Raw genomic sequence first — 25,358 nt, 5'->3', positions numbered from 1 at the left:
TATGGCACTTCTCGAAATTCAGGACCTGCACGTCGAGTTCCCCACGCAGGGCGGGATCATGCATGCCGTCGATGGCGTGAGCCTGCAGGTCGACGAGGGCGAGGTGCTCGGCATCGTCGGCGAATCGGGCTCCGGCAAGAGCGTCACGATGATGGCGTTGATGGGCCTCATCGGCTCACCGGGCAAGGTGCGCGCGAAACATCTGCGCTTTGCCGGCCAGGACCTGCTCGGCCTGTCCGACCGCGCGCGCCGCACGCTGGTCGGCAAGGACGTAGCGATGATCTTCCAGGAGCCGACGACGAGCCTGAACCCGTGCTTCACGATCGGCTTCCAGATCATCGAGACGCTGCGCCTGCACCTGAACCTGGACAAGCGCGCCGCGCACAAGCGTGCGATCGAACTGCTGGAGCAGGTCGGGATTCCCGCGCCGGCAACGCGCATCAACTCCTTCCCGCACCAGTTGTCCGGCGGCATGAACCAGCGCGTGATGATCGCGATGGCCATCGCCTGCAACCCGCGCCTCCTGATCGCCGACGAGCCCACGACAGCACTCGATGTGACCATCCAGGCGCAGATCCTCGACCTGCTGCGCAGCCTGCAGAAGGAGCGCGGCATGGCGCTGGTGCTCATTACCCACAACATGGGCGTGGTGGCCGACATGGCGCAGCGCGTGGCCGTGATGTACGCCGGCCAGGTGGTGGAGCAGCAGCGTGTCGACCGACTGTTCGCGAGGCCGCAACACCCCTACACGGAAGCCTTGCTCGCCGCCCTGCCCGAACGCGCCGCCCCTGAAGGCCGCCTCGCTACCATCGCCGGCGTCGTGCCCGGCGTCCATGACCGTCCGACCGGCTGCCTGTTCGCCCCCCGCTGCAGCTACGCCACCGCCCATTCACGCGCCGTGCGCCCGGAGCTGCGCCCCATTGCTGCAGGCGAAGGCGGCGAGGTGCGCTGCCACTATGCGCTGGGCGACCCGAACCGCGAAGTGCTGATCCAGCGCGATGGCCCGCAACCGGTGGAGGCATTGCCATGACGGGGGAAGTCGTCGCCGAAGCCAAGGGCCTGCGCAAGGTCTACGACATCAAGCGCGGCATGTTCAAGGCGCCTGCGCACTTGCAGGCCGTGGGCGAGGTCTCGTTCAAGCTCGAGCGTGGCCGCACGCTGGCGGTCGTCGGCGAGTCCGGCTGCGGCAAGTCGACGCTCGCGCGCATGGTCACGCTGATCGAGAAGCCGACCGCGGGCCAGCTCAGCATCGTCGGCATGGACGCCGTGAATCCGCCGACCGAGCGCAAGCGCGAGATGCGGCAGGCGGTGCAACTGGTGTTCCAGAACCCGTACGGCTCGCTCAACCCGCGCAAGAAGATCTCGGCCGTGCTGGAAGACCCGCTGGCGATCAACACATCACTCGGCAAGACCGAGCGTGCGGCCAAGGCTCGTGAGATGCTGTCGCGCGTGGGCCTGCGTCCCGAGCATGCCAACCGCTACCCGCACATGTTCTCCGGCGGCCAGCGCCAGCGCATCGCCATCGCGCGGGCGTTGATGTTGTCGCCGCGCCTGCTGGTCGCCGACGAGCCGGTGTCCGCGCTCGACGTGTCGATCCAGGCGCAGGTGCTGAACCTGCTGGCCGACCTGCAGAATGAACTCGGCCTGGCCTACCTGTTCATCTCGCACGACCTCGGCGTGGTGCGCCACATCGCGCACGACCTGATGGTGATGTACCTCGGCCACGTGGTCGAGCAGGGCGCCAAGTCGCGCATCTTCGCGCGCCCGTTGCATCCGTACACGCAGGCTTTGCTCGCCTCCACGCCGGGCCTGGCCACCAGCCAGCGCATCGTGCTGCAGGGTGAGTTGCCCTCGCCGCTCAATCCTCCCACGGGATGTGTGTTCAACACGCGCTGCTCCCACGCCACCGAGCGATGCCGCGCCGAGCGCCCGGTGTTGCGCGCGCTCGACGAACGCATGGTGTCCTGCCATCACGCAGAGAAATTCCTGAATGGCGCCGCCCCGGGTGGTGCCCATAATCCGCAGCTTGCGCCAGCCTGACCGCCGGCGCGCAGACCCTTTTCCGTTTCCCGTCTGAAGGAGTTTCCGCAATGAAAGCCAAGTCCCCTGTCGCGCGCAGCATCCGTGCCGCCGCCACCCTGATCGTCCCGACCGCCTTGGCGCTCGCTTGTGGCGCCGCCGCCGCGAAGACGCTGGTGTTCTGCTCCGAAGGCAGCCCCGAGAACTTCTACTCGGCGGTCAACACCACCGGCACCTCCTTCGACGTCACCACGCAGGTCTACGACAACCTCGTCAATTTCGAGCGCGGCGGCACCAAGGTCATCCCGGGCCTGGCCGAGAAGTGGGACATCAATGCCGACGGCACCGAATACACCTTCCACCTGCGCAAGGGCGTGAAGTGGCACAACACGAGCAAGAACTTCAAGCCCACGCGCGACTTCAATGCCGATGACGTGGTCTTCATGTTCGAGCGCCAGTGGAAGGAGAACGACCCGTTCTTCAAGGTCACCAGCCCCAACCACTCGTACTTCAACGACATGGGCATGCCCAAGCTGCTGAAGTCGGTCGATCGCGTCGACGACTACACGGTCAAGATCGTGCTCAACAAGCCCGAGGCACCCTTCCTGGCCAACCTGGCCATGCCCTATGCCGGCGTGCAGTCCAAGGAATACGCCATCGCGATGCTGAAGGCCGGCACGCCCGAGAAGATCGACCAGGACCCGATCGGCTCCGGCCCGTTCTACCTGGTGCAGTACCAGAAGGACGCCGTGGTGCGCTTCAAGGCCTTCCCGCAATACTGGGGCGGCAAGGCCAAGATCGACGACCTGATCTTCTCGATCACGCCCGATGCCTCGGTGCGCTGGGCCAAGCTGCAGAAGGGTGAGTGCCACGTCATGCCGTACCCGAACCCGGCCGACCTCGACGCCATCCGCAAGGATCCGGCCGTGCAGGTGCTGGAGCAGCCCGGCCTGAACGTCGGCTACCTGGCCTACAACACCACCAAGAAGCCCTTCGACGACGTGCGCGTGCGCAAGGCCGTCAACATGGCCATCAACAAGAAGGCCATCATCGACGGCGTCTACCTGAGCACCGGCGTGGCTGCGAAGAACCCGATCCCGCCGACGATGTGGTCGTACAACGATGCGGTCAAGGACGATCCGTACGATCCGGAAGGCGCCAAGAAGCTGCTGGCCGCCGCTGGCCTCGCCGACGGCTTCACCACCGACCTGTGGGCCATGCCGGTGCAGCGCCCCTACAACCCGAATGCCAAGCGCATCGCCGAGCTGATGCAGGCCGACCTGGCCAAGGTCGGCATCAAGGCCGAGATCAAGACCTTCGAATGGGGCGAGTACCGCAAGCGCATGCAGAACGGCGAGCACCAGATGGGCATGCTGGGCTGGACCGGCGACAACGGCGATCCGGACAACTTCCTCTACACGCTGCTGGGTTGCGCGTCGGCGCAGGCCAATGGCTCGAACGTCGCGAAGTTCTGCTACCAGCCGTATGAGGAACTGGTGCTGAAGGCCAAGACCGTGTCCAAGCAGTCCGAACGTGACGCACTCTACAAGAAGGCGCAGGTTGTCTTTAAGGAGCAGGCGCCCTGGTTCACCATCGCGCATGCCGTGCAGCTGAAGCCGGTGCGCAAGGAAGTGATCGACTTCAAGCTGAGCCCGTTCGGCCGCCACACCTTCTACGGCGTCGACATCAAGTAATTGCATGACCACTGCCATCCTCAGCGCCTTGCCTGAGGAGCAGGAAGGGCTCGCCGCGCAGCTCGACGGGCTGCGTGTCGTGCGCCATGCGGGGCGCGACTTTCATGCGGGCGAGTGGCTGGGCCGGCCGGTGGTGTTCGCGCTGTCGGGCATCGGCAAGGTGGCCGCCGCCACGACGGCATCGGCGCTCATCGAGCGCTTCAACGCGCGGCGCATCGTGTTCACCGGCGTGGCCGGCGGGCTGCATCCGGATGTGAGGGTGGGCGACACGGTCATCGGCACCGAATTCCTCCAGCACGACATGGATGCCTCGCCGCTGTTCCCGCGCTACGAGGTGCCGCTGTATGGGCGTTCGCGCTTTGCGGCGGACGCGCAACTCGTCGGGCTGCTGCTGGCGGCGGCGCGCGATCCGGCCGTCGATGCGAAATCGCACTTCGACGCGGAAACGCTGGCACGCTTCGGCATCGATGCGCCGCGTGTGCTCCAGGGCCTGCTGGTCAGCGGCGACCGCTTCGTGTCGCGCGCGGACGAGGCGGGCGCCCTGCGTGCGGCGCTGCCCGATGCGATGGCCGTCGAGATGGAAGCCGCAGCCGTCGCGCAGGTCTGCCACGACCACGGCGTGCCCTTTGCCGCCGTGCGCAACATCTCGGACCGCGCGGACGACCAGGCCCATGTGGACTTCCCGGCCTATCTCTCCCAGGTGGCCGGGCGGCAGGCGCGGGCGCTCATCGCCGCGCTGCTGCCGATGCTGCCGCCGTGAACGGCCTGCGCGAACTCACGAGCCGCTTCGCGCATGCGGGCCGGCTCGACGCGATCCTGTTGCGGCCGGCGCGCGGTGCGCCCATGCAGCCCGTCGAGCAAGTCATGGCACTTGCCGGGCGCGGCCTGGCCGGGGATCGCATCGCGGTGCGGACGCCCTCGTCAGCCGCCGGGAGCAAGCGGCAAGTCACGCTGATCCAAGCCGAGCACTTGCCGGTCATCGCCGCGTTGTCGGGCCACGACGTTGTCGGTGCGGAGATGCTGCGCCGCAACCTTGTCGTCTCCGGCCTGAACCTGCTGGCCGCGCGCGGGCTGTTCCGCGACCAGCCCCTGCACTTGCGAATCGGCGACGAGGTGGTGCTCGAGATCACCGGCCCGTGCGAACCCTGCTCGCGCATGGAAGAAGCCCTGGGCCCGGGTGGTTACAACGCCATGCGCGGGCACGGTGGCGTGACCGCTCGCATACTGGCAGGTGGTCCGCTTCGCCGTGGCGACGCGGTGATGGTCACGCATGCAACGACTTGAAATGAAACCCACCAACGTGCGCCCGTTGCGGCCGTCCTGGCTTGAAAGGGCGCGGGCCGCGTGCTTCGCCCTGAAGACCAGCCTGGGCCGCGAAGGCGGCATAAAGCTGCTGCTGTTCCCACTCGCCGGGGCCGTGCTTGGCTATTACCTGAGCGAACGCAGCGGCGGCGTGGGCGTCGGTGCGGTCATTGGCGCGCTGGCCACGCTCGTCTTCACGCTGGTGGGCGCCGGCATCGGCCTGCTGGCCAGCCTGGCGATCGCCGGCATCCATGCGCAGACACCCGAGACCGAGAAACGGCACAAGCGCGTCTGCAATGGCACCGACGTGTGTCCCGGCACCGGCGAGTGGATCGCCAGCGTGGAGGCACGGCATCCGCAGGCGCGCAACTTCAACGTCTGGAATCGCACGGCCTATGTCCTGGAGGGGCAGACCTTTCCCGATCCGCAGGCGCTTGTCGCGGGCGTCCAGGCGGTGGAGGTGACGTGGCGATGGGTGCGCCCCAGCCCCAGCGAGTAAGTTCGAGCTCCCTGGGCCGGCGCGCGCCCTGGGGCAAATCATGTCGTGCTGGCAAGGCCGCATCGGCCTGAGAAAAGACGGCGTCGCGCTCGCGTCGACCTCCTCGCTTGACCGCTCACACGACATCGCGTTTCGTGGCAAAGTCCACCCGCTGGCCGCTGGGGCCATTGATTGATGAGGTCGACACTTGAACACTTCCGTCTCCACCCCCGTCCCTGCAGCCGGCCGCTTCGGCAGCGGCAAGGAAGTCCGTCGCGTCGAGGACGACACTCTCGTCGCGGGCCGTGGCCGCTACACCGACGACATCTCCTTCGACGGGCAGGCCCAACTCAGCTTTTCGCGGTCGCCGTACCCGCACGCGCGCATCGTCTCCATCGACACCGCCGCCGCTGCGGCGATGCCCGGCGTGCTCCAGGTCATCACGGGTGCGGACCTCGTCGCCGCCGGCGTGGAGCCCCTGCCCGGCGTGGCCGGCTTCGTGCGAGCCGATGGCAGCGCCGCCGCCACCGCGCCGCGCCGCCCGCTGGCCCATGAGCGCGTGCGCTTCGTCGGCGAACCCGTGGTCGCGGTGATTGCCCAGACCCTGCAACAGGCGCGCGATGCGGCCGAGGCGGTCTTCATCGACTACGAAGCGCTGCCGATGGTCATCGACCCCGTGCAGGCCGTCGCACCCGGCGCGCCGGTGCTGTGCGACGAGGCGCCCGACAACATCTCCTGTGAAATGCGCCACGGCAGCGCCGAGGCCACCGACGCCGCCTTCGCCAAGGCCGCGCACGTCGTCAAGCTGCACATCGTCAACCAGCGCCTGGCCGCGGTCACGCTGGAGCCGCGCTCCATCGTCGCCGACTTCGACAAGGCGAGCGGCCGCACCACCATCCACATGAGCACGCAGATGCCTTCGGGCGTGCGCGACACGCTCTGCGACGCCGTGCTCAAGATCCCGCGCGACCAGATCCGCGTGCGTGTGCCCGACGTGGGCGGCGGCTTCGGCATGAAGACCGGGATGTATCCGGAGGATGCCGTGGTCGTGTTCGCGGCCCGCGCGCTCAAGACGCCGGTGAAATGGATTGCCGATCGCAGCGAGGAATTCACCTCGACGACGCACGGTCGCGACGTGCACGTCGACGCCGAACTGGCGTTGGCCGCCGACGGCAAGATCCTCGCACTGCGCGTGCATTCGCTGGCCAACGTGGGCGCCTACGGCACGGGCGTGGGCGTGGCCATCCAGCTGCTGATCGGCCCCTGGGTGCAGACCAGCATCTACGACATCCAGACCATCGACTTCCACTTCAAGGCGGTGATGACCAACACCGCGCCCACCGGCGCCTACCGCGGCGCCGGCCGTCCGGAAGCCATCCACAACATGGAGCGCCTGATGGACGAGGCGGCCCGCCAGATCGGCATGGACCGTCTCGCGCTGCGCCGCCGCAACTTCATCCAGCCGGACCAGATGCCCTACACCAACCCGATGGGCCAGACCTACGACACCGGTCGCTTCGAGCATGTGATGGATCAGGGCCTGGCGCTGGCCGACTGGAAGGGTTTCGAGGCGCGCGCTGCCGAATCGAAGCAGCGCGGCAAGCTGCGCGGCCTCGGCATCGCGACCTTCCTGGAATGGACCGGAGGCAACGTGTTCGAGGAACGCGTGACCGTGTCGGTGCTGGCCGACGGCATCATCGAGGTGTTCTCGGCCGTGAACGCGATGGGCCAGGGCATCGCCACCTCGCTCGCCCAACTCGTGGTCGACACCTTCGGCGTGCCGCTCGAACAAGTGCGCGTGGTGCTCGGCGATACCGACCGTGGCGACGGCTTCGGCAGCGCCGGCTCGCGCTCGATCTTCACCGGCGGCTCGGCCGTGCGCGTCGGCTCCGAGCGCACCATCGACCATGCCAAGGGCCTGGCCGCGAAGGAACTCGAAGCCGCGCCGGAGGACGTGAAGTACGCGGAAGGCACATTCACCGTGGCCGGGACCGACTTGCGCATCGGCCTGTTCGAACTCGCCGGCAAGCAGCCCGACCACCGCATCTTCATGGACTCCACGAGCTCCGTGGCCGGCCCGACCTGGCCCAACGGCTGCCACATCAGCGAGGTCGAGATCGACCCGCTGACGGCGGACGTCGAGGTGGTGGCCTATGCCTCCGTCAACGACGTCGGCAACGTGGTGAACCCGATGATCGTGCGCGGCCAACTCGACGGCGGCGCGGTGCAGGGCATCGGCCAGGCGCTGCTGGAGCAGATCGTCTACGACCCGGAGACCGGCCAGCCGCTGACCGGCAGCTTCATGGACTACGCGATGCCGGTGGCGCGCACCTCGCCCGACTTCAAGACAGAGATGGACCAGTCCACGCCCTGCAAGAACAACCCGCTGGGCGTGAAGGGCGTGGGCGAACTCGGCACCATCGGCGCGACGCCGTCGGTGGTGAATGCGGTGGCGGATGCGCTGGCGCGCAACGGCTTCGGGGCCAAGACAACGCAATTGCAGATGCCGCTGAGCCCGACCCGGCTCTGGGCGCAGATGCACGGCTAGTATCAAGCCCACCCCCGAATGCGCCTTCGGCGCCGGGGCGGCCGCCAGAGGCGGCTGCTCTTGCGGGCCGTCCAAGCCTGCGAAGGCAGGCTCGGAGCCGCGGCCCTCAGCCCCTCAAGGGGGCGCACCCAGCGGCCCGGCAAAGCCGGTTCCGCGGGTGCCCACGAACAGGCATTGCTCGCGTTGGCGTCATCCGTCGCGCATGTTCAGGCGCCGTTGGCGTTGCGCGTCAGGACCAGATGCGTTGCTTTTTCTGAAGCGGCGCGCTCGGTACAGGTGTAGCCCAGCGCGCGAAGGTCGAGTCCGTGGAAGAGGTGTTCCCCCTGGCCGAGCAGCACTGGCGCCACCGCCAGGTGCATCTCGTCGATGAGGCCTGCCTGCAGGTACGCGCGGATCACGCTCACCCCGCCACCCACGCGCACGTCCTTGCTCCCGGCCGCTTCCCGAGCCCTCGCCAGAGCCTCATGAATGCCACCGGTGACGAAGTGGAAGGTCGTGCCGCCCTCCATCTCAAGCGAGGGCCGGGCATGGTGCGTCAGCACGAAGACCGGCACGTGGTACGGCGGATTGGCGCCCCACCAGCCCTTCCATTCGAGGTCGGGCCACGGCCCCCGGACCGGACCGAACATGTTCCTGCCAAGGATCCAGGCGCCGAGGTTCGCGAAGCCCCTCGCGGCAAAGTCGTCGTCGACGCCCGTGCTTCCGTCGTCGCGTCCGAACAGCATGCGCTGGAAGGTGCGGGTCGGAAAGACCCAGCCGTGCAGCTCGCCGCCGTTGCGTCCCAGTGGATGTTCCAGCGACTGTTCCGGCCCCGCGCCGTAGCCGTCCAGCGAGACAGAAAAGCTCGCGACCCGAAGTTTCGACATGTCTTTTTCCTTGAAACGCCAAGAGCGTAGAGGGATCTTGCTCTCCTTCGTGAAACACCGCGGAACCGGCTCCGCCGGGCCGCTGGTGTTGCCCCCGGTAGGGGGTGAGAGCCGCAAAGCGGCGACCTGGGGGCGAGCCTAGCTCAACCACCCCTTGCGCCCGAAGTACCACATCGGCACCAGCGCACTCGCCGCCATCATGATCACCACATACGGATACGACAGCCCGCCCAGGAACTGCAGTTCCGGGAACTGCATGTTCATGCCGTAGATGCTCGCCACCAGCGTCGGCGGCAGCAGCGCCACGCTGGCCACCGAGAAGATCTTGATGATCTTGTTCTGGTTGATGTTGATGAAACCGACCGTTGCATCCATCAGGAAGTTGATCTTGTCGAACAGAAAGGCCGTGTGGTTGTCCAGCGATTCGATGTCGCGCAGGATCTGCCGCGCCTCCTCGAACTGTTCGGCGCTCAGCATCTTGCTGCGCATCATGAAGCTCACAGCGCGGCGCGTGTCCATCACGTTGCGGCGGATGCGGCTGTTCAGGTCTTCGTGGCGCGCGATCTCGCCCAGCACCTCACTGGCCAGCGCATCGGTCATGTTGCCGCGCAGCACCTTTTCGCTGACCTTCTTCAGGTCGTCGTAGATGTTCTCCAGCGTGTCGGCGGAATATTCGGCGTCGGCGTCGAACAGCTTCAGCAGCACTTCCTTGGCATCCTCGATCAGGCCCGGCGCGCGGCGCGCGCGCATGCGCACCAGGCGGAACACCGGCACGTCCTCGTCGTGGATCGAGAACAGCACGCCGCGGCTGCGCAGCTCGTTGTTGTGCTGGTTCAAGATGAAGGCCACGCGCACCGAACGCGGGTCCTCGCTGTCATCGATCAGGAAGTCGCTGCGAATATGCAGCTCGCCGTTGTCTTCCTCGTAGAAGCGCGCCGATTCCTCGATGTCCTCGTCCATCGCGTCTTCCGGAATCGACAGCCCGTAGTACTGCTTCACCCAGCGCTTTTCCTCCACCGACGGCGACTCCAGGTCGACCCAGATCGGCTGGAACTTGGACAGCTCTTCCAGCGACTCGATTTCTTCCTGGACGAGTCGGCCGTTGGCGAGCGTGAAGATATTCAGCATGGCGCGGATTATCTGTTGCCGACTGTGACTACGCCGTGCATCGCGTCGGGATGCCTCCCTCTCCCTCAGGGAGAGGGCCGGGGTGAGGGCAGGCCTCGCACGCCGCAACCTTTGCGTGCTGGATGAATGTACAGTTCACATTCCATGTCGATGCTCGCCGAAGCTCCCTCTCCCGCCGTCGAAACACCCGCGCAACGCCTCGCGTCGGTACTCGCCGCGCTCAACGACGAGCAACGCGCGGCCGTCACGCATGCATCGCCCGAGCCGCTGCTGGTGATCGCAGGCGCCGGCTCCGGCAAGACCAGCACGCTGGCCCATCGCGTCGCGCACCTCATCGCCCAAGGCGCCGATCCGCGGCGCATCCTTCTCCTGACCTTCTCTCGCCGTGCCGCCCAGGAAATGGAGAAGCGCGCCGGCCAGGTCGTGGCCCGCGTGCTCGGCCTTCGCTCCGAGGCGCCGCCCGCCTTGCCGTGGGCCGGCACCTTCCACGGCATCGGCGCGCGCATCTTGCGGGAGCATGCGGCGCGGATCGGCCTCGACGAGAACTTCACCATCCACGACCGTGGCGACGCCGAAGACCTCATGGGCCTGGTGCGCCACGAGATCGGCCTGTCCGCCAGCACGCGGCGCTTCCCGCGCAAGGGCACCTGCCTCGCCATCTATTCGCGCTGCGTGAACACCCGCGAGCCGCTGGAAGACGTACTGAAGCACACCTTCCCTTGGTGCGCGGAATGGGCGGCCGAACTCAAGCGCCTCTTCGGCGGCTACGTCGAGGCCAAGCAGCAGCAGAACCTGCTCGACTACGACGACCTGCTGCTGTGCTGGGCCGAGATGATGAGCGAGTCGTCGCTGGCCGAATTGGTCGGCTCGCGCTTCGACCATGTGCTGGTCGACGAATACCAGGACACCAACCGCCTGCAGGCCGCGATCCTGATCGCGCTCAAGCCCGATGGCCGCGGCCTCACCGTGGTCGGCGACGACGCGCAGTCCATCTATTCGTTCCGCGGCGCGACGGTGCGCAACATCCTCGACTTTCCGGGCCAGTTCTCGCAGCCGGCGCGCATCGTCACGCTGGAGCGCAACTACCGCTCGACGCAACCGATCCTCGACGCGTCGAACGCCGTCATCGCGCATGCCGCCGAGCGCCATGCCAAGACCCTCTGGACCGACAAGCCCTCCGCCGGCCATCCCCAACTGGTGCTGGTGCCCGACGAGGCGCAGCAGGCCACCTGGGTCTGCGACCGCATCCTGGCGCACCGGGAGGGCGGCCTGGCGCTGAAGTCGCAAGCCGTGCTGTTCCGCACTTCCAGTCACAGCGCCGCGCTGGAGCTGGAACTGGCGCGCCGCAACATCCCTTTCGTGAAGTACGGCGGGCTCAAATTCCTCGAAGCCGCCCACGTCAAGGACCTGCTGGCGGTGCTGCGCTTCGTCCAGAACCCACGCGGGCGCATGGCCGGCTTCCGGGTCACCCAACTCATTCCGGGCGTCGGTCCCGCCACCTCGTCGCGATTGCTCGACGCCATGGGCGAAGCAGCGGATCCCGGCGCAGTGGTGCGCGATTTCCAACCGCCCCCTGGCGCTCGCGCGGAATGGCAACGTTTTGCCGACATCTACGCCCAGTTGCGCGCACCGGCATCGCCCTGGCCGGCCAATGTGGAACTCGCGCTGAGCTGGTACCTGCCGCACCTGGAGCGCCTGCACGACGATGCCGGCGTGCGGCGCGGCGACCTGGAGCAATTGGCCCGGCTGGCGTCAGGCTATTCATCGCGCGAAAGCTTTCTTACAGAACTTACGCTCGACCCGCCCGCCGCCACCAGCGACCGTCCCGGCCCGCCGCTGCTCGACGAGGATTACCTGATCCTTTCGACGATCCATTCGGCCAAGGGCCAGGAGTGGCGCTCGGTCCATGTGCTCAACGTGGTGGATGGCTGCATGCCGGCCGACGTGGCGCAAGGAGCGGCCGAACTGGAGGAGGAGCGGCGGCTGCTCTACGTCGCGATGACCCGTGCGCGCGACCATCTGCACCTCGTCGTGCCGCAACGGTTCTACGTGACCCAGCAGGCGGCGCGGGGCGACCGCCATGTGTACGCCGGACGTACGCGCTTCATCGACGCGGCCGACGCCGCCCGCTTCGAACACGTCACCTGGCCGCCACCGCCCGAGCGCCCGGTCTTCGTGCCGCCGCCGGCCGCGGCCATCGACCTTCGCAATCGCCTTCGAAACGCCTGGAAATAGCGCGGTCTTGCCGGCATCCGCTGAAGTGAATGAAAAGTCGCTACAGCGTTTTTGAAACGGTTGGTAACTACCTTCAGCGTGTGCAATGCATCACGGTTTTTGGCGTGATTCGAGTATTGCAATTCGATGACACGGGGGGCATAGTGAACCGGACCGCTCGCGAGTTTCTTCAACCACCCCTCTTTCCCCCTCCCTTCCAACACCTCTTCTTCCGCTCCTTTCCCTTTCCATTTCCTGTCCATGTTGTTCCCGCGGCCCCGCGCTCAGCCGAGGCGAGGTCCTTTTCACCAACGGTCTTTCAACGGTCTATCCCAGGAGGTCATTCATGAATCTGACGATCAGCGGTCATCACCTCGACGTCACTCCGGCATTGCGCAGCTATGTCACTAGCAAGCTTGATCGAATCACCCGCCACTTCGACCAGGTGGTCGATGTCAAGGTGCTGCTCACGGTTGAAAAGCAGAAGGAAAAGGAACGCAGGCAACGCGCCGAATGCAACATTCATGTGAAGGGCAATGACATGTTCGCCGAGTCGAGCCACGCTGATCTCTATGCCGCTGTCGACGAGCTGGTCGACAAGTTGGACCGCCAGGTCGTGCGCCACAAGGACCGCCTGCAGGACCACCATCACGCGGCGCCCAAGCGCATCATGTAAGCATGTAGTACAGAGTGATTCGAGCCATTGAAAGTGGCTCAGGGCAAACACTCTTGCGGGCCGCCTTTTGGCGGCCCTTTGCTTTTCGCGGGCTCGGTGCATAATCGCCGTCGCCCCGTCCCAAACATGAATCGCCTCGCGTCCATCCTGCCGCCCGCTCAAGTCCTCGTGAGCGTCGACGCTACCAGCAAGAAACGTGCCTTCGAAGAGGCCGGCTTGCTGTTCGAAAACCTCCACGGCCTCGGCCGCGCCCTGATCACCGACAGCCTGTTCGCGCGCGAACGGCTCGGTTCGACCGGGCTCGGCCACGGCGTGGCGATACCGCACGGACGCATCAAGGGCCTGAAGGCGCCGATGGCGGCCGTGTTCCAGTTGGCCGATCCGATCGGCTTCGATGCGCCGGACGAACAACCCGTCGTGCTGCTGATCTTCCTGCTGGTGCCGGAAGCGGCCACGCAGAAGCACCTGGAAATCCTCTCCGAGATTGCGGAACTGCTGAGCGATTCCGGCCTGCGGGAGAAGATCAAGTCGAGCACCGATGCCGGCGCCCTGCATGCCTTGATCGCCGGCTGGCAGTCGGCGCAAGTGGCGTAGAACCTCGCTTCTTCAGAGGCTCCTGGTTCCTGCGCGGCGCCCGGTGCGAGCCATGGCGCTGGCCCGGCTTGGCAGGTTCCACGGTATTCTCGGACTGAAATCCCAAGGCCGGCCCCCTCCAATCCCCCATGAAGCACACAGTCATCAGCGCGGACGCGATGTTCGAGGAATTTCGCGGCTCGCTGCGCTGGGAGTGGCTGGCGGGGTTGGGCGCATCCGAGCGGCAATTCGAATCGGATGTGATCAGCCGGGCGCAGTCGGCTGCGGACCTGGTCGGCTACCTCAACTACATCCACCCCTATCGCGTGCAGATCCTCGGCTCGCGCGACGTCGCCTACCTCACGCGCGGCACCAAGGAAGACTGCGCCCGACGGATCGCGCGCATCGTCACGCTGGAGCCGCCGATGCTGGTGCTGGCCGACGCGCAGACCGCGCCGGACGAACTGCTGTCGATCTGCGAGCGCGCGCAACTGCCGCTGTTCGCCACGCGCGAGTCCTCGGCCCTTGTGATCGACCTGCTGCGCGCTTACCTGTCCAAGCACTTCGCCGAACGCACCTCGATGCACGGCGTGTTCATGGACATCCTGGGCATGGGCGTGCTGATCACGGGGGAGTCGGGGCTGGGCAAGAGCGAACTGGGCCTGGAGCTCATCTCGCGCGGCAACGGCCTGGTGGCCGACGACGCGGTGGACGTGTTCCGCATCAACCAGAACACCATCGAGGGCCGCTGCCCCGAGCTGTTGCAGAACCTGCTGGAAGTGCGCGGCATCGGCTTGCTCGACATCCGAGCGATCTTCGGCGAGACGGCGGTGCGGCGACGCATGCGGCTCAAGCTGATCGTGCACCTGGTGCGGCGCGACAGCTTCGAGCGCGACTACGAGCGCATGCCCTCGGCGCCGCTGACGCAGGACGTGCTGGGCGTGCCGGTGCGCAAGGTGATCATCCAGGTGGTGGCCGGCCGCAACATCGCCGTGCTGGTGGAGGCAGCCGTGCGCAATTCGATCCTGCAGTTGCGCGGCATCGACACGTACGCCGATTTCGTCGCGCGCCACCACAAGGCGATGGAAAGCGGCCTGGCGGACTGATTTGCCGCCCAGGTCCGTCGTCTTTACGGAGCTTTACCGACGGGCGGTGCAGTCGGCACAGAGCCCGTAGAGCGACATGGCGTGGTCCTGCAGGATCCAGCCCTTGTCCTTGGCAACCATCTGCTGGCGGCGCTCGATCTCGGGGTCGTAGAACTCCTCGACCTTGCCGCAGCCGGTGCAGATCAGGTGGTCGTGGTGCTTGCCTTCGTTGAGCTCGTAGACCGCCTTGCCGCTCTCGAAGTGGCTGCGCTCCAGGATGCCGGCCTGCTCGAACTGCGTCAGCACGCGGTAGACGGTGGCCAGGCCGATGTCGGAATGCTCGTTGAGCAGCACGCGGAAGACGTCTTCCGCCGTCATGTGCCGCTGCCCGCCGGACTGGAAGATCTCGAGGATCTTGAGGCGCGGGAGCGTGGCCTTGAGGCCGGTGTTCTTCAGTTCTTCAATGTTGGCCATGGTGGTTTCTGTGATGGCCGTGCGGACCCGGTCCGCCGGGGGCCAGCCGCTACAATGGTTCGATCATATCGCTACCCTTTCTCCCCATGCCCGTCATCCCCCATTGCCGATCGGGCGCGCTGGCCGCTGCTGTGCTGACGTGCCTGAGCCTGGCAGCCTGCAGCAGCGTTGGCGACAGCACGCGCAGCGCGCTCACGGCGGTCACGCCCTACAAGGTCGAAGTGGTGCAGGGCAATTTCGTGTCCAAGGAACAGGTCGGGGCGCTGCGCCCGGGCATGTCGCGCCAGCAGGTGCGCGACATCCTCGGCACCTCCTTGCTCTCCGATGTGTTCCATGCCAATCGCTGGGACTACGTCTTCACAATCCGGCGCCAGGGCGTTGAACCGCAGCAGCGCCGCCTGACGCTGTTCTTCGACGGCGAGTTGCTGCAACGCTTCGAGGGCGACGAGATGCCGAGCGAGGAAGAATTCGTCGCCACGCTCGACACGCGCCGCAAGAGCGGCAAGGTGCCGGAACTCGAGCTTCCCGAAGACAAGCTCAAGAAGATCGCACCCGTCGAGCCGGACAAGCCCGCCGACGAAGCCGCCGCGAAGCGCCCGCCGCTGCCCGCCAGCTATCCTCCCCTCGAATCGACGGCTCGCTGATGCACCGCATTGCCATTGCCGGCGCGTCCGGCCGCATGGGGCGCATGCTGATCGAAGGCGTTCGCGGTGCCGACGACTGCCAACTGGCGGGCGCGCTTGACATCGCCGCCAGTCCGGCCATCGAGGCCGATGCCGGCGCCTTCCTCGGTGTCAACACCGGTGTCCCGATCGTCGCGGACCTGCGCGGAGGCCTGAAGAACGCGCAGGTGCTGATCGACTTCACGCGGCCCGAAGGCACGCTGGCGCATCTCGCCGCCTGCCGCGAACTGGGTGTGCAGGCGGTCATCGGCACCACGGGTTTCAGCGACGCGCAGAAGGGCGAGATCGCCGAGTTCGCGAAGGACATCGCCATCGTGCTGGCGCCCAACTTCAGCGTGGGCGTCAACGTCACCTTCAAGCTGCTGGAAATGGCGGCGAAGGCGCTTTCGACGGGCTACGACATCGAGATCATCGAGGCGCACCATCGGCACAAGGTCGATGCGCCCTCGGGCACCGCGCTCAAGATGGGCGAGGTCATCGCCGACGCGCTGGGCCGCGACCTGAAGGACTGCGCCGTGTACGCCCGCGAAGGCATCACCGGCGAGCGCGATCCGTCGACCATCGGCTTTTCCGCGATCCGCGGCGGCGACATCGTGGGCGACCACACCGTGCTGTTCGCCGGCATCGGCGAACGCATCGAGATCACGCACAAGTCGGCCAGCCGTGCGACCTATGTGCAGGGCAGCCTGCGCGCGGTCCGCTTCCTGGCGGACAAGAAGGCCGGGCTGTTCGACATGTCGGACGTTCTCGGCCTGAAGTGACGAGCGTCGGGCTCGCCGTCACCGGATGACCGTCCTCGAGCAGTTGACCCAGGGCGACGGTGTCAGCCGTGGCGTCGCGGCGCTGCTGCTGGCGATGTCGATCGCGAGCTGGGTCGTGATCCTCTGGAAGACCTGGTTCCTGCGCGGCGGCACGCGCGACCTGCTGCGCAGCGTCGCGGCCTTCTGGCAGGCGCACTCGATCAACGAGGCCTTGAGCCACGTCAAGTCCTTCGACCGCAGCACGCTGGTGCTGCCGTCGGTGGTGGCGTTGCAGGCCCTGGCCAGTACACCGGCGGCCAAGGGCAGCTTGGGCGCCACGGGTGGGCGCGACGCGCACCTGACGCGGGTGCTGCGCGTGGCCCTGCACGGGACCATGCGTCGTGTCTCTGCCGGACAGATCCTGCTGGCGACCGTGGGGGCGACCGCGCCTTTTGTCGGCTTGCTGGGCACGGTCTGGGGCATCTACCATGCGCTGACCGGCATCGCGCAGTCGGGCGCCTTCACCATCGACAAGGTGGCCGGGCCTGTCGGCGAGGCGCTGATCATGACGGCCGCCGGCCTGGCCGTCGCAATCCCGGCCGTGCTGGCCTACAACTGGTTCGGTCGCGTCATCGGGCGGATCGAGGCAGAGCTGGAAGGCTTTGCGCACGACCTGCTGGCGGTGTTCGGCGAGCGGCCTGAGGCTGGCCTGCCGGCGGCTGGGACGATGCTGATCTGATCATGGCCTTCGGTCGCACCGCCCTCGGCAGCAGCAGCGGCAGCGGCGGGCGCGCCACGGGTGCGGGCGGCCAGCGGCCTCTGTCGGACATCAACGTGACGCCGCTGGTGGACGTGATGCTGGTGCTGCTGGTGATCTTCATCATCACGGCGCCCTTGCTGGCCAGTTCGATCCGGCTCGACCTGCCGCAGACGGATGCCGGAAAGCCGAACGAGGAGCCCCGCTTCGTAAGCCTGGTGGTGGATGCGAAGGGCGTGGTCTACCTCAACGACGTGCCCATGGACGATGCGCAACTGGCGGCGCGCCTGAAGCAGGCGGCGCTCGAAAATCGCGACACCGAGGTGCAACTGCGCGCGGACACGATCGTGCCCTACGGCAAGGTGGTGCAGCTCATGGGCATCGCGAACCAGGCCGGGTTGAGCCGCATCGGGTTCGTGACGGAAGCGCCGGCGCGCTGATTCGGGGCGTCGGCGGTTTCGAAGGCTGTCCGCTCCCGAGTTCCGCAGCGTTGGAATCAGCTCTCCAGGTGCACCGGCTTCGTCTTCCAGATCTCGTAGGAATACTCGGCAATCGTGCGGTCCGATGAGAAGGCGCCCATGCCGGCGACGTTGAGGATCGCCATGCGGGTCCAGGCGTCGCTGTCGCGGTAGAGGGCATCGACCTTTTCCTGCATCTCGATGTAGCTGGTGTAGTCGGCCAGCAGCAGGTAGTTGTCGCCCCAGTTCACCAGGGTGTCGAAGACCTGCTGGTAGCGCGAGGTCTCGCCGTGCGAGAAGGCGCCGTCGCGGATGGCGTCGAGGACGCGCTTCAGTTCGATGTCACCCTCGTAGTAGCTGCGCGGCTGGTAGCCCTTGGCGCGGATGTCGGCGACCTCGGGGGTGGTGTGGCCGAAGATGAAGATGTTCTCGGCGCCGACGTTCTGCTGCATCTCTACGTTCGCACCGTCCAGCGTGCCGATGGTCAGTGCGCCGTTGAGGGCGAACTTCATGTTGCCGGTGCCGGAGGCTTCGGTGCCGGCGGTGGAGATCTGCTCGCTGAGGTCGGCCGCCGGGATGATGCATTCGGCCAGGCTCACGCTGTAGTTGGGCAGGAACACCACCTTCAGCAGCTTGCCGATGCGCTCGTCGTTGTTGATGACGGCGCCCACGTCGTTGATGAGGCGGATCACCTGCTTGGCCATCGCATAGGCGGAAGCCGCCTTGCCGGCGAACACGACCACGCGCGGCACGTGGGGCGCATCGGGCTCGTCGAGGATGCGGTGGTAGCGCGTGATGACGTGCAGCACGTTGAGCAGCTGGCGCTTGTATTCGTGCATGCGCTTGACCTGCACGTCGAACATGGCGTCGGTGTCGACCACGATGCCCATGTGCTGCTCGATGTAGTTGGCCAGGCGCAGCTTGTTCTCCCGCTTGGCATGGCGGAAGGCGCGCACGAAGGGCGCCTGCGCGGCCATCGGCTTGAGCGCCTGCAACTGGTTCAGGTCGCGCCGCCAGCCGCGTCCGATGCGGGCATCGAGCAGGCTGGCCAGCGGCGGATTCGCCTGCGCCAGCCAGCGGCGCGGCGTGACGCCGTTGGTCTTGTTGTTGAAGCGCTCGGGGAAGACCTTGTTGAAGTCCGCGAAGATCGACTGCTTCATCAGCTCCGAATGCAGGCCGGAGACGCCGTTGATCGAATGGCTGGCCAGCACCGCCACGTAGGCCATGCGCACGCGGCGCTCGCCCGATTCGTCGACCAGCGAGAGGCGGCGCATCAGTTCGGGGTCGGTGCCGTACTTCTGCGCGATGGTGCCGAGGAAGCGCGCGTTCAGGTCATAGATGATCTGCAAGTGGCGCGGCAGGATGCGGCCCATCATCTCGACCGGCCAGGTCTCCAGCGCCTCGTGCATCAGCGTGTGGTTGGTGTAGCTGAAGACCTTCTGCACCTGCTCCCAGGCCGCGTCCCAGGGCATGCTGTGCTCGTCGAGCAGGAGGCGCATCAGTTCCGGCACGGCCAGCACGGGGTGCGTGTCGTTCAGGTGGATGCTCACCTTCTCGCCGAGCTTGTCGAAGTTGGTGTGGGTGCGCAGGTAGCGGCGCACCAGGTCCTGCACGCTGGCGCTGCAGAAGAAGTACTCCTGGTGCAGGCGCAGCTCGCGGCCCGAGGGCGTGGAGTCGTCGGGGTAGAGCACGCGCGAGACGTTCTCGGAGTGGTTCTTGCTCTCGACGGCGGCCATGTAGTTGCCGCGGTTGAAGGCGGAGAGGTCGATCTCCTCCGTGGCCCGCGCCGACCAGAGCCGCAGCGTATTGGTGGCCTGGGTACCGTAGCCGGGGATGATGGTGTCGTAGGCCACGGCCAGCACGTCGTGCGTGTCGACCCAGTGGGCGGCGCCGTAGGGCTCGTCATGGCCGACGCGCTTCTGCACATGGCCGCCGAAGCGCACGCGGTAGTTGACCTCCGGCCGCTGGAACTCCCACGGGTTGCCGCGGGTGAGCCAGTAGTCGGGCGTCTCGACCTGCTGGCCGTCGACGATGCGCTGGCGGAACATGCCGTATTCGTAGCGGATGCCGTAGCCCATGCCCGGCACGCCGAGCGTGGCCATGGAATCGAGGAAACAGGCGGCGAGGCGTCCGAGGCCGCCGTTGCCGAGCGCGGCGTCGGGCTCGCGCTCGGTGATGGCCTCGATGTCGACACCGAAATCGGCCAGCGCCTGCTTGACCGTGGCGTGGAGTTCCAGCGCCAGCAGCGCATTGGTGAAGGTGCGCCCGATGAGGAATTCCATCGAGAGGTAGTAGACGCGCTTCAGGTCCTGCTTGTAGTTGGCGCGGGTGGTCGCCATCCAGCGCTCGACGAGCTGGTCGCGCACGGCCGCCGCGGTGGCATGCAGCCAGTCGTCCTGGCTGGCCGCGACCGGGTCCTTGCCGACGGTGTAGATCAGCTTGTTGGCCACGGCGCGCTTGAAGGCGGCCACATCGCGGTCGGGATGGTCGTAGGCAAATTCTTCGATCGTCATGCGGGGTTCCCTAGAGTCGTCTTTTCTTCCAAGCAAGAGCGGGGCCGGGTTGGCCTTGCCAGGCTTTTAATCTAGCCGAGCGCCCACTTGTACACCTCGATGTACCTGGCGGCGGCGGTGCCCCAGTCGGCCGGGCGGCGCATGGCGGTGGCGCGGACGCGGCGCCAGTCCGCTGGACGGGCATACAGGGCGAAGGCCCGGCGCATGGCGCGCTGGTAGCCCTCGCCGCTGAATTCGTCGAAGGTGAAGCCGGTGGCGGTGCCCGCGGCCATGTCTTCCAGCGTGCAGTCGACCACCGTGTCGGCCAGTCCGCCGACGCGATGCACCAAGGGGAGGCTGCCGTAGCGCAGGCCGTACATCTGGGTCAGGCCACAGGGCTCGAACAGCGAGGGCACCAGCGTGACGTCGCTGCCGCCGAACAACTGGTGCGCCAGCGGCTCGTCGTAGCCGATGGTGACGCTGACCGATTCGGGTGCGTCGGCGGCGCGGCGGCGGAAGGCGTCCTGGAGCCAGGCGTCGCCACTCCCGAGCAGGGCGAACTGGCCGCCCTGTGCCAGCAGGGCGTCGAGGCCATCGAGGACCAGGGGCAGGCCCTTCTGTTCCGTGAGGCGGCTGACGATGACGAACAGCGGCGCGTCGGGTGCCACCGCGAGGCCGAGCTTCTGTTGCAGCGCGGCCTTGCAGGCGGTCTTGCCGCCGGGGCGGCGCACGTCGTAGGGCGCGGCCAGCAGCGGGTCGGCGGCGGGGTTCCAGACGGCGTCATCGACTGCGTTGAGGATGCCGTGCAAGGTGTAACTGCGGCTGCGCAGCAGGCCGTCCAGGCCGAAGCCCTGTTCGGGCGTCTGGATCTCGCCGGCATAGGTCGGGCTGACGGTGCTGAGGCGGTCGGCGTAGAAGAGGCCGGCCTTCATGAACGAGACCTGGCCGTGGTATTCGAGGCCGTTGACCTGGAAAGCCTGGTGCGGCAGGCCGAGCTCGGTGAAGGTCCAGGGCGGAAACACGCCTTGGTAGGCCAGGTTGTGGATCGTGTAGAGGCTGCGCACGCGCTGGCGGCCGGTCCAGTCGGCGAAGGCGAGGTAGGCGGGCGCGAGCGCCGCGTGCCAATCGTGGGCATGCACCAGTTCGGGTGCCCATTCCGGGTCGAGCCCCTGTGCGAGGCGGGCGGCGGCCCAGCCCAGCAGGGCGAAGCGGCGGTGGTTGTCGCCATAGGGCTGGCGGTTGGCGTCCTCGTAGGGATTGCCGGGGCGGTCGTAGAGGCTGGGCGCCTCGATGACGTAGGTGGGCAGGTCAGGGGCGCCGGCGGTGGCGAGGTGGCCCTTGAGCAGCCGGGCCGGTTCGCCCCATGGCGCGGTGAAGGCGGCGACGGGCGCGAGGCCCTTCACGCCAGCCAGGATCGCCGGGAAGCCCGGCAGCAGCACGCGCACCTCCTCGCCCGCGGCGGCCAGCGCCAGTGGCAGGGCACCGGCGATGTCGGCCAGTCCGCCGGTCTTGAGGAGGGGGAAGATTTCTGCGCTGACCTGGAGGATTCGCATCGGCTGCGCGCTTACTTCAGCCGGGCCAGCATTTCGCGCGTGACCAAGGTGACGCCGGCTTCGGTGCGTTCGAAGCGGGCGGCGTCGGCCACCGGGTCTTCGCCGATGACCATGCCGTCCGGCAGCACGCAGGCGCGGTCGATCACCACCTTGCTGAGCCGGCAGTTGCGCCCGACCTCGACGTCCGGCAGCAGCACGGCCTGCGAGATGGTGCAGAAGGAATGCACGCGCACGCCGGAGAACAGCACCGAGTCGCTCACTGCCGAGCCCGACACGATGCAGCCGCCCGAGACGATGGTGTTGTAGGTGATGCCGGGTTTGCCATCCGCACCGAACACGAACTTGGCCGGCGGCAGCTGGCGCTGGTAGGTCCAGATCGGCCAGTTGGTGTCGTAGATATCGAGCTCCGGCGTGATGGAAGCGAGGTCGAGGTTGGCGGCCCAGAAGGCGTCGATCGTGCCGACGTCGCGCCAGTAGGCCGGGCTGTCGCCGCCGCGCGTGGCACGGGTGACGCAGGACATGCCGAAGGGATGGGCCTGGGCCCGGCCCTCGGCGACGGCGCGCGGGATGATGTCCTTGCCGAAGTCGTGGTCGGAGTCGGGGTTGTTGCTGTCGTCTTCCAGCAGCTTGTAGAGGTATTCGGAATCGAAGATGTAGATGCCCATGCTGGCCAATGCGATGTCGGGCTTGCCGGGCATGGCGGGCGGATCGGCCGGCTTCTCGAGGAAGGCGGTGACCTTGCGGTCTTCGGTGATGTGCATCACGCCGAAGGCGACCGCTTCCATGCGCGGCACCTCGATGCAGCCGACCGTGCAGGGCAGGCCGCTCTGCACGTGGTCGGCCAGCATGATCGAGTAGTCCATCTTGTAGATGTGATCGCCGGCCAGGACCACCACGTAGTCATGCGGCGTGGACCGGGTCTGGATGATGTCGAGGTTCTGGAACACCGCGTCGGCCGTGCCCCGGTACCAGTGCTCGTCGCCGACGCGCTGCTGCGCGGGCAGGACGTCGACCATCTCGTTGAGCTCGGCCCGCAGGAAGCTCCAGCCGCGCTGCAGGTGGCGCATCAGCGAATGCGACTTGTATTGCGTGACCACCGCCATGCGCCGGATGCCGGAGTTGAGGCAATTGGACAGCGCGAAGTCGATGATGCGGAACTTGCCGCCGAAGTACACGGCCGGCTTGGCGCGCCGGTCGGTCAGTTGCTTCAGGCGCGACCCGCGCCCGCCGGCCAGCACCAGCGCGATGGTGCGGCGAACCAGTTGATGGGCCGGCTGCGTCGGTTGAGTGCTCATATGGTCCATGGGTTGTCTCCCGGTTGTTGTGATGCGCATTGGAGGTGCGGCCAGCGTAGCACCGGCCGTGCCAGTTGGCTGCTACGTTATTGCGATCCAGAGGCTCGAAGGCGGCAGGTTGGCGCTTGCGGCGAGTGGGCGTGGCGTTGGTTGCGGGTCGTCGCTGGCGAGTCGGAGGGTCCAGTTGCCTTGCGGCAGGGTGAAGTCGATGGCTCGCGGGCCGGGGTTGACGAGCACCAGCCACTGCGGTGCAGGGGCGGGCGCTTCGAAGACGATGGCCAGGGCCAGCGCGTCAAGGCGCTGCCAGTCCTGGGGCTGCAAGTCGTGGCCTTCGGGCGTGCGCCAGCGCAACGCCGGGGCGCCATCGATGGGTGCGGCAGGCCACCAGTCGGCATGGCGAAGCGGTTCGGCCTCGCGGCGCAGCGCCAGCACGCGGGTCACGAAGTCGGTGAGTCCGGCGTCGTCCTGATGCCAGTCGAGCCAGGTCAGCGGGCCGTCCTGGCAGTAGGCGTTGTTGTTGCCCTGCTGGGTCTGGCCGAGTTCGCTGCCCGCCAGCAGCATGGGTGTGCCTTGCGAGAGAAGCAGCGAGGCGAGCAGCGCGCGTTGCAGGCGGCCTCGGGTGGCGAGGATCGCGGGGTCGCTGGTCTCGCCCTCGACGCCGCAGTTGTTGCTGTGGTTCTGGCTGCTGCCGTCGCGGCCCTGCTCGCCGTTGGCCTCGTTGTGGCGCTCGTTGTAGCTGACCAGGTCGCGCAGCGTGAAGCCGTCGTGCGCGACGACGAAGTTGACGCTCGCGGTGGGCGAGCGGTTGGCGTGATTGAACTTGTCGCTCGATGCGGTGAAGCGTTGGGCGAACTCTCCGCGCGAGACGTTGCCCTGCAGCCAGAACGCGCGTTGCGTGTCGCGAAAGCGGTCGTTCCATTCGAGCCAGCCCGGCGGGAATTCGCCGACGCGGTAGCCGCCCGCGCCGATGTCCCAGGGCTCGGCGATCCAGAGCGCATCGGCCAGCACCGGGTCTTGCCGGGCGGCGGCGAGGAAGGGGGCGCGCGGGTCGAACTCACCGCTGGCGCCACGCGCGAGCACGGTGGCCAGGTCGAAGCGGAAGCCGTCGACGCCGAGTTGCGTGACCCAGTGGCGCAGGCTGTCCATGCACAGTTGCACGACGCGTTGCTGGCTGAAGTCGAGGCAGTTGCCGCACCCGGTCCAGTTCTCGTAGAGCGCGCGGTTGTCGCGGCGCAGGTGGTAGTAGAGCGCGTTGTCGATGCCGCGCATCTGCAAGGTCGGCCCGAGTTCATCGGTCTCGGCGCTGTGGTTGTAGACGACGTCGATGACCAGTTCCATGCCGCACGCGTGGATCGCATCGGCCATCGCGCGGAACTCGCTCGCGGGCGTGGTGCCGGCACGGCCGCTCCAGTAGCGCGCTTCCGGCGCGAACCAGCCGATGGTGCTGTAGCCCCAATAGTTGCTGAGGCCCATGTTGAGCAGGCGCTGTTCGTCGGCGCGATGCTGGACGGGCATGAGGCTCAGGGTGGTGATGCCCAGGCGCTGGAGGTGATCGAGCACGGTCGGTTGGGCGAGGCCAGCGTAGGTGCCTTGGAGGTCGGGGGGGACGTCCGGGTGCTGTTTGGTCTGGCCTCTGACGTGGAGTTCGTAGATGACGCGTTGGCTGGCCTCGATGCGGGGGCGTGAGGGTGTGACCGGCACGAGCGGCGATGCGACGCGGGCCTTGAGTGCGACGGGGCCGTTGTCGCGCGGGTCGGGCTGGTTCGGATTGGCGGGGTCGTGGCCCCAGAAGATGTCGCTGCCGTCGTAGGTGCCGACGATCTCGCGGGCGTAGGGGTCGAGCAGCAGCTTGGCGGGGTTGTAGCGATGGCCGTCCTGCGGTGCCCACGGGCCATGGACTCGATAGCCGTAGACGAGGCCGGGTTGGGCGTTGGGCAGGCGGCCGTGCCAGACGTCGTCGGTGCGGGCGGGGAGGGGCAGGCGCTGTTGTTCGTGCTGGCCGGTGGGGTCGAAGATGCAGAGTTCGACCTTTGTGGCGTTCGGGGCGACGAGGGCGAAGTTGGCGCCGTCTGTGCTCGGGGTTGCGCCCAGGGGGGTGGGCCAGCCTAGTCTGAGGGTCATGGTTCGTGCTCTCTGGAAGGAGCGCCCGGCATGCGGTGGCGGGAGGTGACACCCTTTGGGAAGGCGGTGCCCTCACCCCGGCCCTCTCCCAGGGGGAGAGGGAGGAAGTCAGGAGGCACCGCGGGATCGACAACAGGCCTGTCCGCGGCGGTGGGTGGCATGCACTTGGCTGGCCGTTGAGGCACCGCCGAGCGGCGCAGTG

22 protein-coding genes are annotated in these 25,358 nt (G+C 67.2%); 15 read left to right on the top strand and 7 right to left on the bottom strand.

From position 1 onward, the window contains the following. The first annotated feature begins 1 nt into the window (after nt 1). The 7 genes from WKW79_RS24355 (at nt 2) to WKW79_RS24325 (ending at nt 8,041) form a co-directional block, all read left to right on the top strand. A complete protein-coding gene (locus WKW79_RS24355) occupies nt 2–1,030 on the top strand; it encodes an ABC transporter ATP-binding protein (RefSeq protein ID WP_340337797.1) in 1,029 nt (342 codons plus the stop codon). Continuing rightward, complete coding sequence (locus WKW79_RS24350; RefSeq protein WP_340337796.1) at nt 1,027–2,040, top strand: peptide ABC transporter ATP-binding protein; 1,014 nt, start codon at nt 1,027–1,029, stop codon at nt 2,038–2,040. The genes WKW79_RS24355 and WKW79_RS24350 overlap by 4 nt, the downstream gene beginning before the upstream one ends. Nucleotides 2,041–2,090: 50 nt before the next feature. Continuing rightward, on the top strand, nt 2,091–3,713 hold the full coding sequence (locus WKW79_RS24345) for an ABC transporter substrate-binding protein (protein ID WP_340337795.1): 1,623 nt from the start codon (nt 2,091–2,093) through the stop codon (nt 3,711–3,713). A gap of 4 nt (nt 3,714–3,717) precedes the next feature. Further along, a complete protein-coding gene (locus WKW79_RS24340) occupies nt 3,718–4,473 on the top strand; it encodes a 5'-methylthioadenosine/adenosylhomocysteine nucleosidase (protein WP_340337794.1) in 756 nt (251 codons plus the stop codon). Then, complete coding sequence (locus WKW79_RS24335) at nt 4,470–4,997, top strand: MOSC domain-containing protein (protein ID WP_340337793.1); 528 nt, start codon at nt 4,470–4,472, stop codon at nt 4,995–4,997. Before WKW79_RS24340 ends, WKW79_RS24335 begins: the two co-directional genes overlap by 4 nt. A 1-nt stretch (nt 4,998) precedes the next feature. Continuing rightward, nucleotides 4,999–5,514 (top strand): hypothetical protein, encoded by a 516-nt coding sequence (locus tag WKW79_RS24330; protein ID WP_340337792.1) that lies wholly within the window; start codon nt 4,999–5,001, stop codon nt 5,512–5,514. Nucleotides 5,515–5,701: 187 nt separating this feature from the next. Next, nucleotides 5,702–8,041, top strand: coding sequence for a xanthine dehydrogenase family protein molybdopterin-binding subunit (locus WKW79_RS24325; RefSeq protein ID WP_340337791.1), 2,340 nt, complete (start codon nt 5,702–5,704; stop codon nt 8,039–8,041). Between the two features lie 206 nt (nt 8,042–8,247). Here the strand turns inward: WKW79_RS24325 and WKW79_RS24320 are convergent, their stop codons facing one another. Both WKW79_RS24320 and corA read right to left on the bottom strand, forming a co-directional pair. After that, nucleotides 8,248–8,907: a dihydrofolate reductase family protein gene (locus WKW79_RS24320; protein WP_340337790.1), complete on the bottom strand. Its 660-nt coding sequence runs from the start codon at nt 8,905–8,907 to the stop codon at nt 8,248–8,250. Nucleotides 8,908–9,045: 138 nt separating this feature from the next. Then, nucleotides 9,046–10,035, bottom strand: coding sequence for a magnesium/cobalt transporter CorA (gene corA / locus WKW79_RS24315; protein WP_340337789.1), 990 nt, complete (start codon nt 10,033–10,035; stop codon nt 9,046–9,048). Nucleotides 10,036–10,185: 150 nt separating this feature from the next. On the opposite strand from corA, the gene WKW79_RS24310 reads away from it, so the two are divergent. The 4 genes from WKW79_RS24310 (at nt 10,186) to hprK (ending at nt 14,604) form a co-directional block, all read left to right on the top strand. After that, nucleotides 10,186–12,270 carry an ATP-dependent helicase gene (locus WKW79_RS24310; protein WP_422823962.1) on the top strand — a complete coding sequence of 695 codons (2,085 nt, stop codon included), beginning with the start codon at nt 10,186–10,188 and terminating at the stop codon, nt 12,268–12,270. A gap of 325 nt (nt 12,271–12,595) precedes the next feature. Continuing rightward, nucleotides 12,596–12,925 (top strand): ribosome hibernation-promoting factor, HPF/YfiA family, encoded by a 330-nt coding sequence (gene hpf / locus WKW79_RS24305; RefSeq protein WP_213956108.1) that lies wholly within the window; start codon nt 12,596–12,598, stop codon nt 12,923–12,925. A 126-nt stretch (nt 12,926–13,051) separates the two neighbouring features. Next, nucleotides 13,052–13,519: a PTS sugar transporter subunit IIA gene (locus WKW79_RS24300; RefSeq protein WP_340337787.1), complete on the top strand. Its 468-nt coding sequence runs from the start codon at nt 13,052–13,054 to the stop codon at nt 13,517–13,519. Between the two features lie 128 nt (nt 13,520–13,647). After that, nucleotides 13,648–14,604 (top strand): HPr(Ser) kinase/phosphatase, encoded by a 957-nt coding sequence (gene hprK, locus WKW79_RS24295; RefSeq protein ID WP_340337786.1) that lies wholly within the window; start codon nt 13,648–13,650, stop codon nt 14,602–14,604. A 33-nt stretch (nt 14,605–14,637) separates the two neighbouring features. Here hprK and fur read toward each other — a convergent pair whose 3' ends face one another. Beyond that, the gene (gene fur, locus WKW79_RS24290) at nt 14,638–15,057 is read right to left on the bottom strand and encodes a ferric iron uptake transcriptional regulator (RefSeq protein WP_340337785.1); all 420 of its coding nucleotides are present in this window, start codon (nt 15,055–15,057) and stop codon (nt 14,638–14,640) included. 86 nt (nt 15,058–15,143) lie between these two features. Between fur and WKW79_RS24285 the strand changes: the two genes are divergently transcribed. Genes WKW79_RS24285 through WKW79_RS24270 form a run of 4 tightly spaced genes read left to right on the top strand, consistent with a single transcriptional unit; the run spans nt 15,144 to nt 17,677 of the window. After that, the gene (locus WKW79_RS24285; protein WP_340337784.1) at nt 15,144–15,701 is read left to right on the top strand and encodes an outer membrane protein assembly factor BamE; all 558 of its coding nucleotides are present in this window, start codon (nt 15,144–15,146) and stop codon (nt 15,699–15,701) included. Further along, on the top strand, nt 15,701–16,501 hold the full coding sequence (gene dapB, locus WKW79_RS24280; protein WP_340337783.1) for a 4-hydroxy-tetrahydrodipicolinate reductase: 801 nt from the start codon (nt 15,701–15,703) through the stop codon (nt 16,499–16,501). The genes WKW79_RS24285 and dapB overlap by 1 nt, the downstream gene beginning before the upstream one ends. Before the next feature lie 25 nt (nt 16,502–16,526). After that, nucleotides 16,527–17,219 (top strand): MotA/TolQ/ExbB proton channel family protein, encoded by a 693-nt coding sequence (locus tag WKW79_RS24275; RefSeq protein WP_340337782.1) that lies wholly within the window; start codon nt 16,527–16,529, stop codon nt 17,217–17,219. Between the two features lie 2 nt (nt 17,220–17,221). Beyond that, the gene (locus WKW79_RS24270) at nt 17,222–17,677 is read left to right on the top strand and encodes an ExbD/TolR family protein (protein ID WP_340337781.1); all 456 of its coding nucleotides are present in this window, start codon (nt 17,222–17,224) and stop codon (nt 17,675–17,677) included. 56 nt (nt 17,678–17,733) lie between these two features. Here WKW79_RS24270 and WKW79_RS24265 read toward each other — a convergent pair whose 3' ends face one another. From WKW79_RS24265 to glgX, 4 genes are all read right to left on the bottom strand, one after another. Then, nucleotides 17,734–20,208, bottom strand: a complete 2,475-nt coding sequence (locus WKW79_RS24265) for a glycogen/starch/alpha-glucan phosphorylase (RefSeq protein WP_340337780.1) — start codon at nt 20,206–20,208, stop codon at nt 17,734–17,736. Between the two features lie 71 nt (nt 20,209–20,279). Next, nucleotides 20,280–21,740, bottom strand: a complete 1,461-nt coding sequence (gene glgA, locus WKW79_RS24260; RefSeq protein WP_340337779.1) for a glycogen synthase GlgA — start codon at nt 21,738–21,740, stop codon at nt 20,280–20,282. A gap of 11 nt (nt 21,741–21,751) precedes the next feature. Beyond that, nucleotides 21,752–23,044, bottom strand: a complete 1,293-nt coding sequence (gene glgC, locus WKW79_RS24255) for a glucose-1-phosphate adenylyltransferase (protein WP_340337778.1) — start codon at nt 23,042–23,044, stop codon at nt 21,752–21,754. Between the two features lie 72 nt (nt 23,045–23,116). Further along, nucleotides 23,117–25,156: a glycogen debranching protein GlgX gene (gene glgX / locus WKW79_RS24250; RefSeq protein ID WP_340337777.1), complete on the bottom strand. Its 2,040-nt coding sequence runs from the start codon at nt 25,154–25,156 to the stop codon at nt 23,117–23,119. Nucleotides 25,157–25,358: the final 202 nt, after the last annotated feature.

It is taken from the genome of Variovorax robiniae (assembly GCF_037889955.1).
In the GTDB taxonomy this organism is placed as follows: domain Bacteria; phylum Pseudomonadota; class Gammaproteobacteria; order Burkholderiales; family Burkholderiaceae_C; genus Variovorax; species Variovorax robiniae.
Note: the sequence above shows the minus strand (reverse complement) of the source record. Positions and strands in the feature narration are given on the sequence as shown.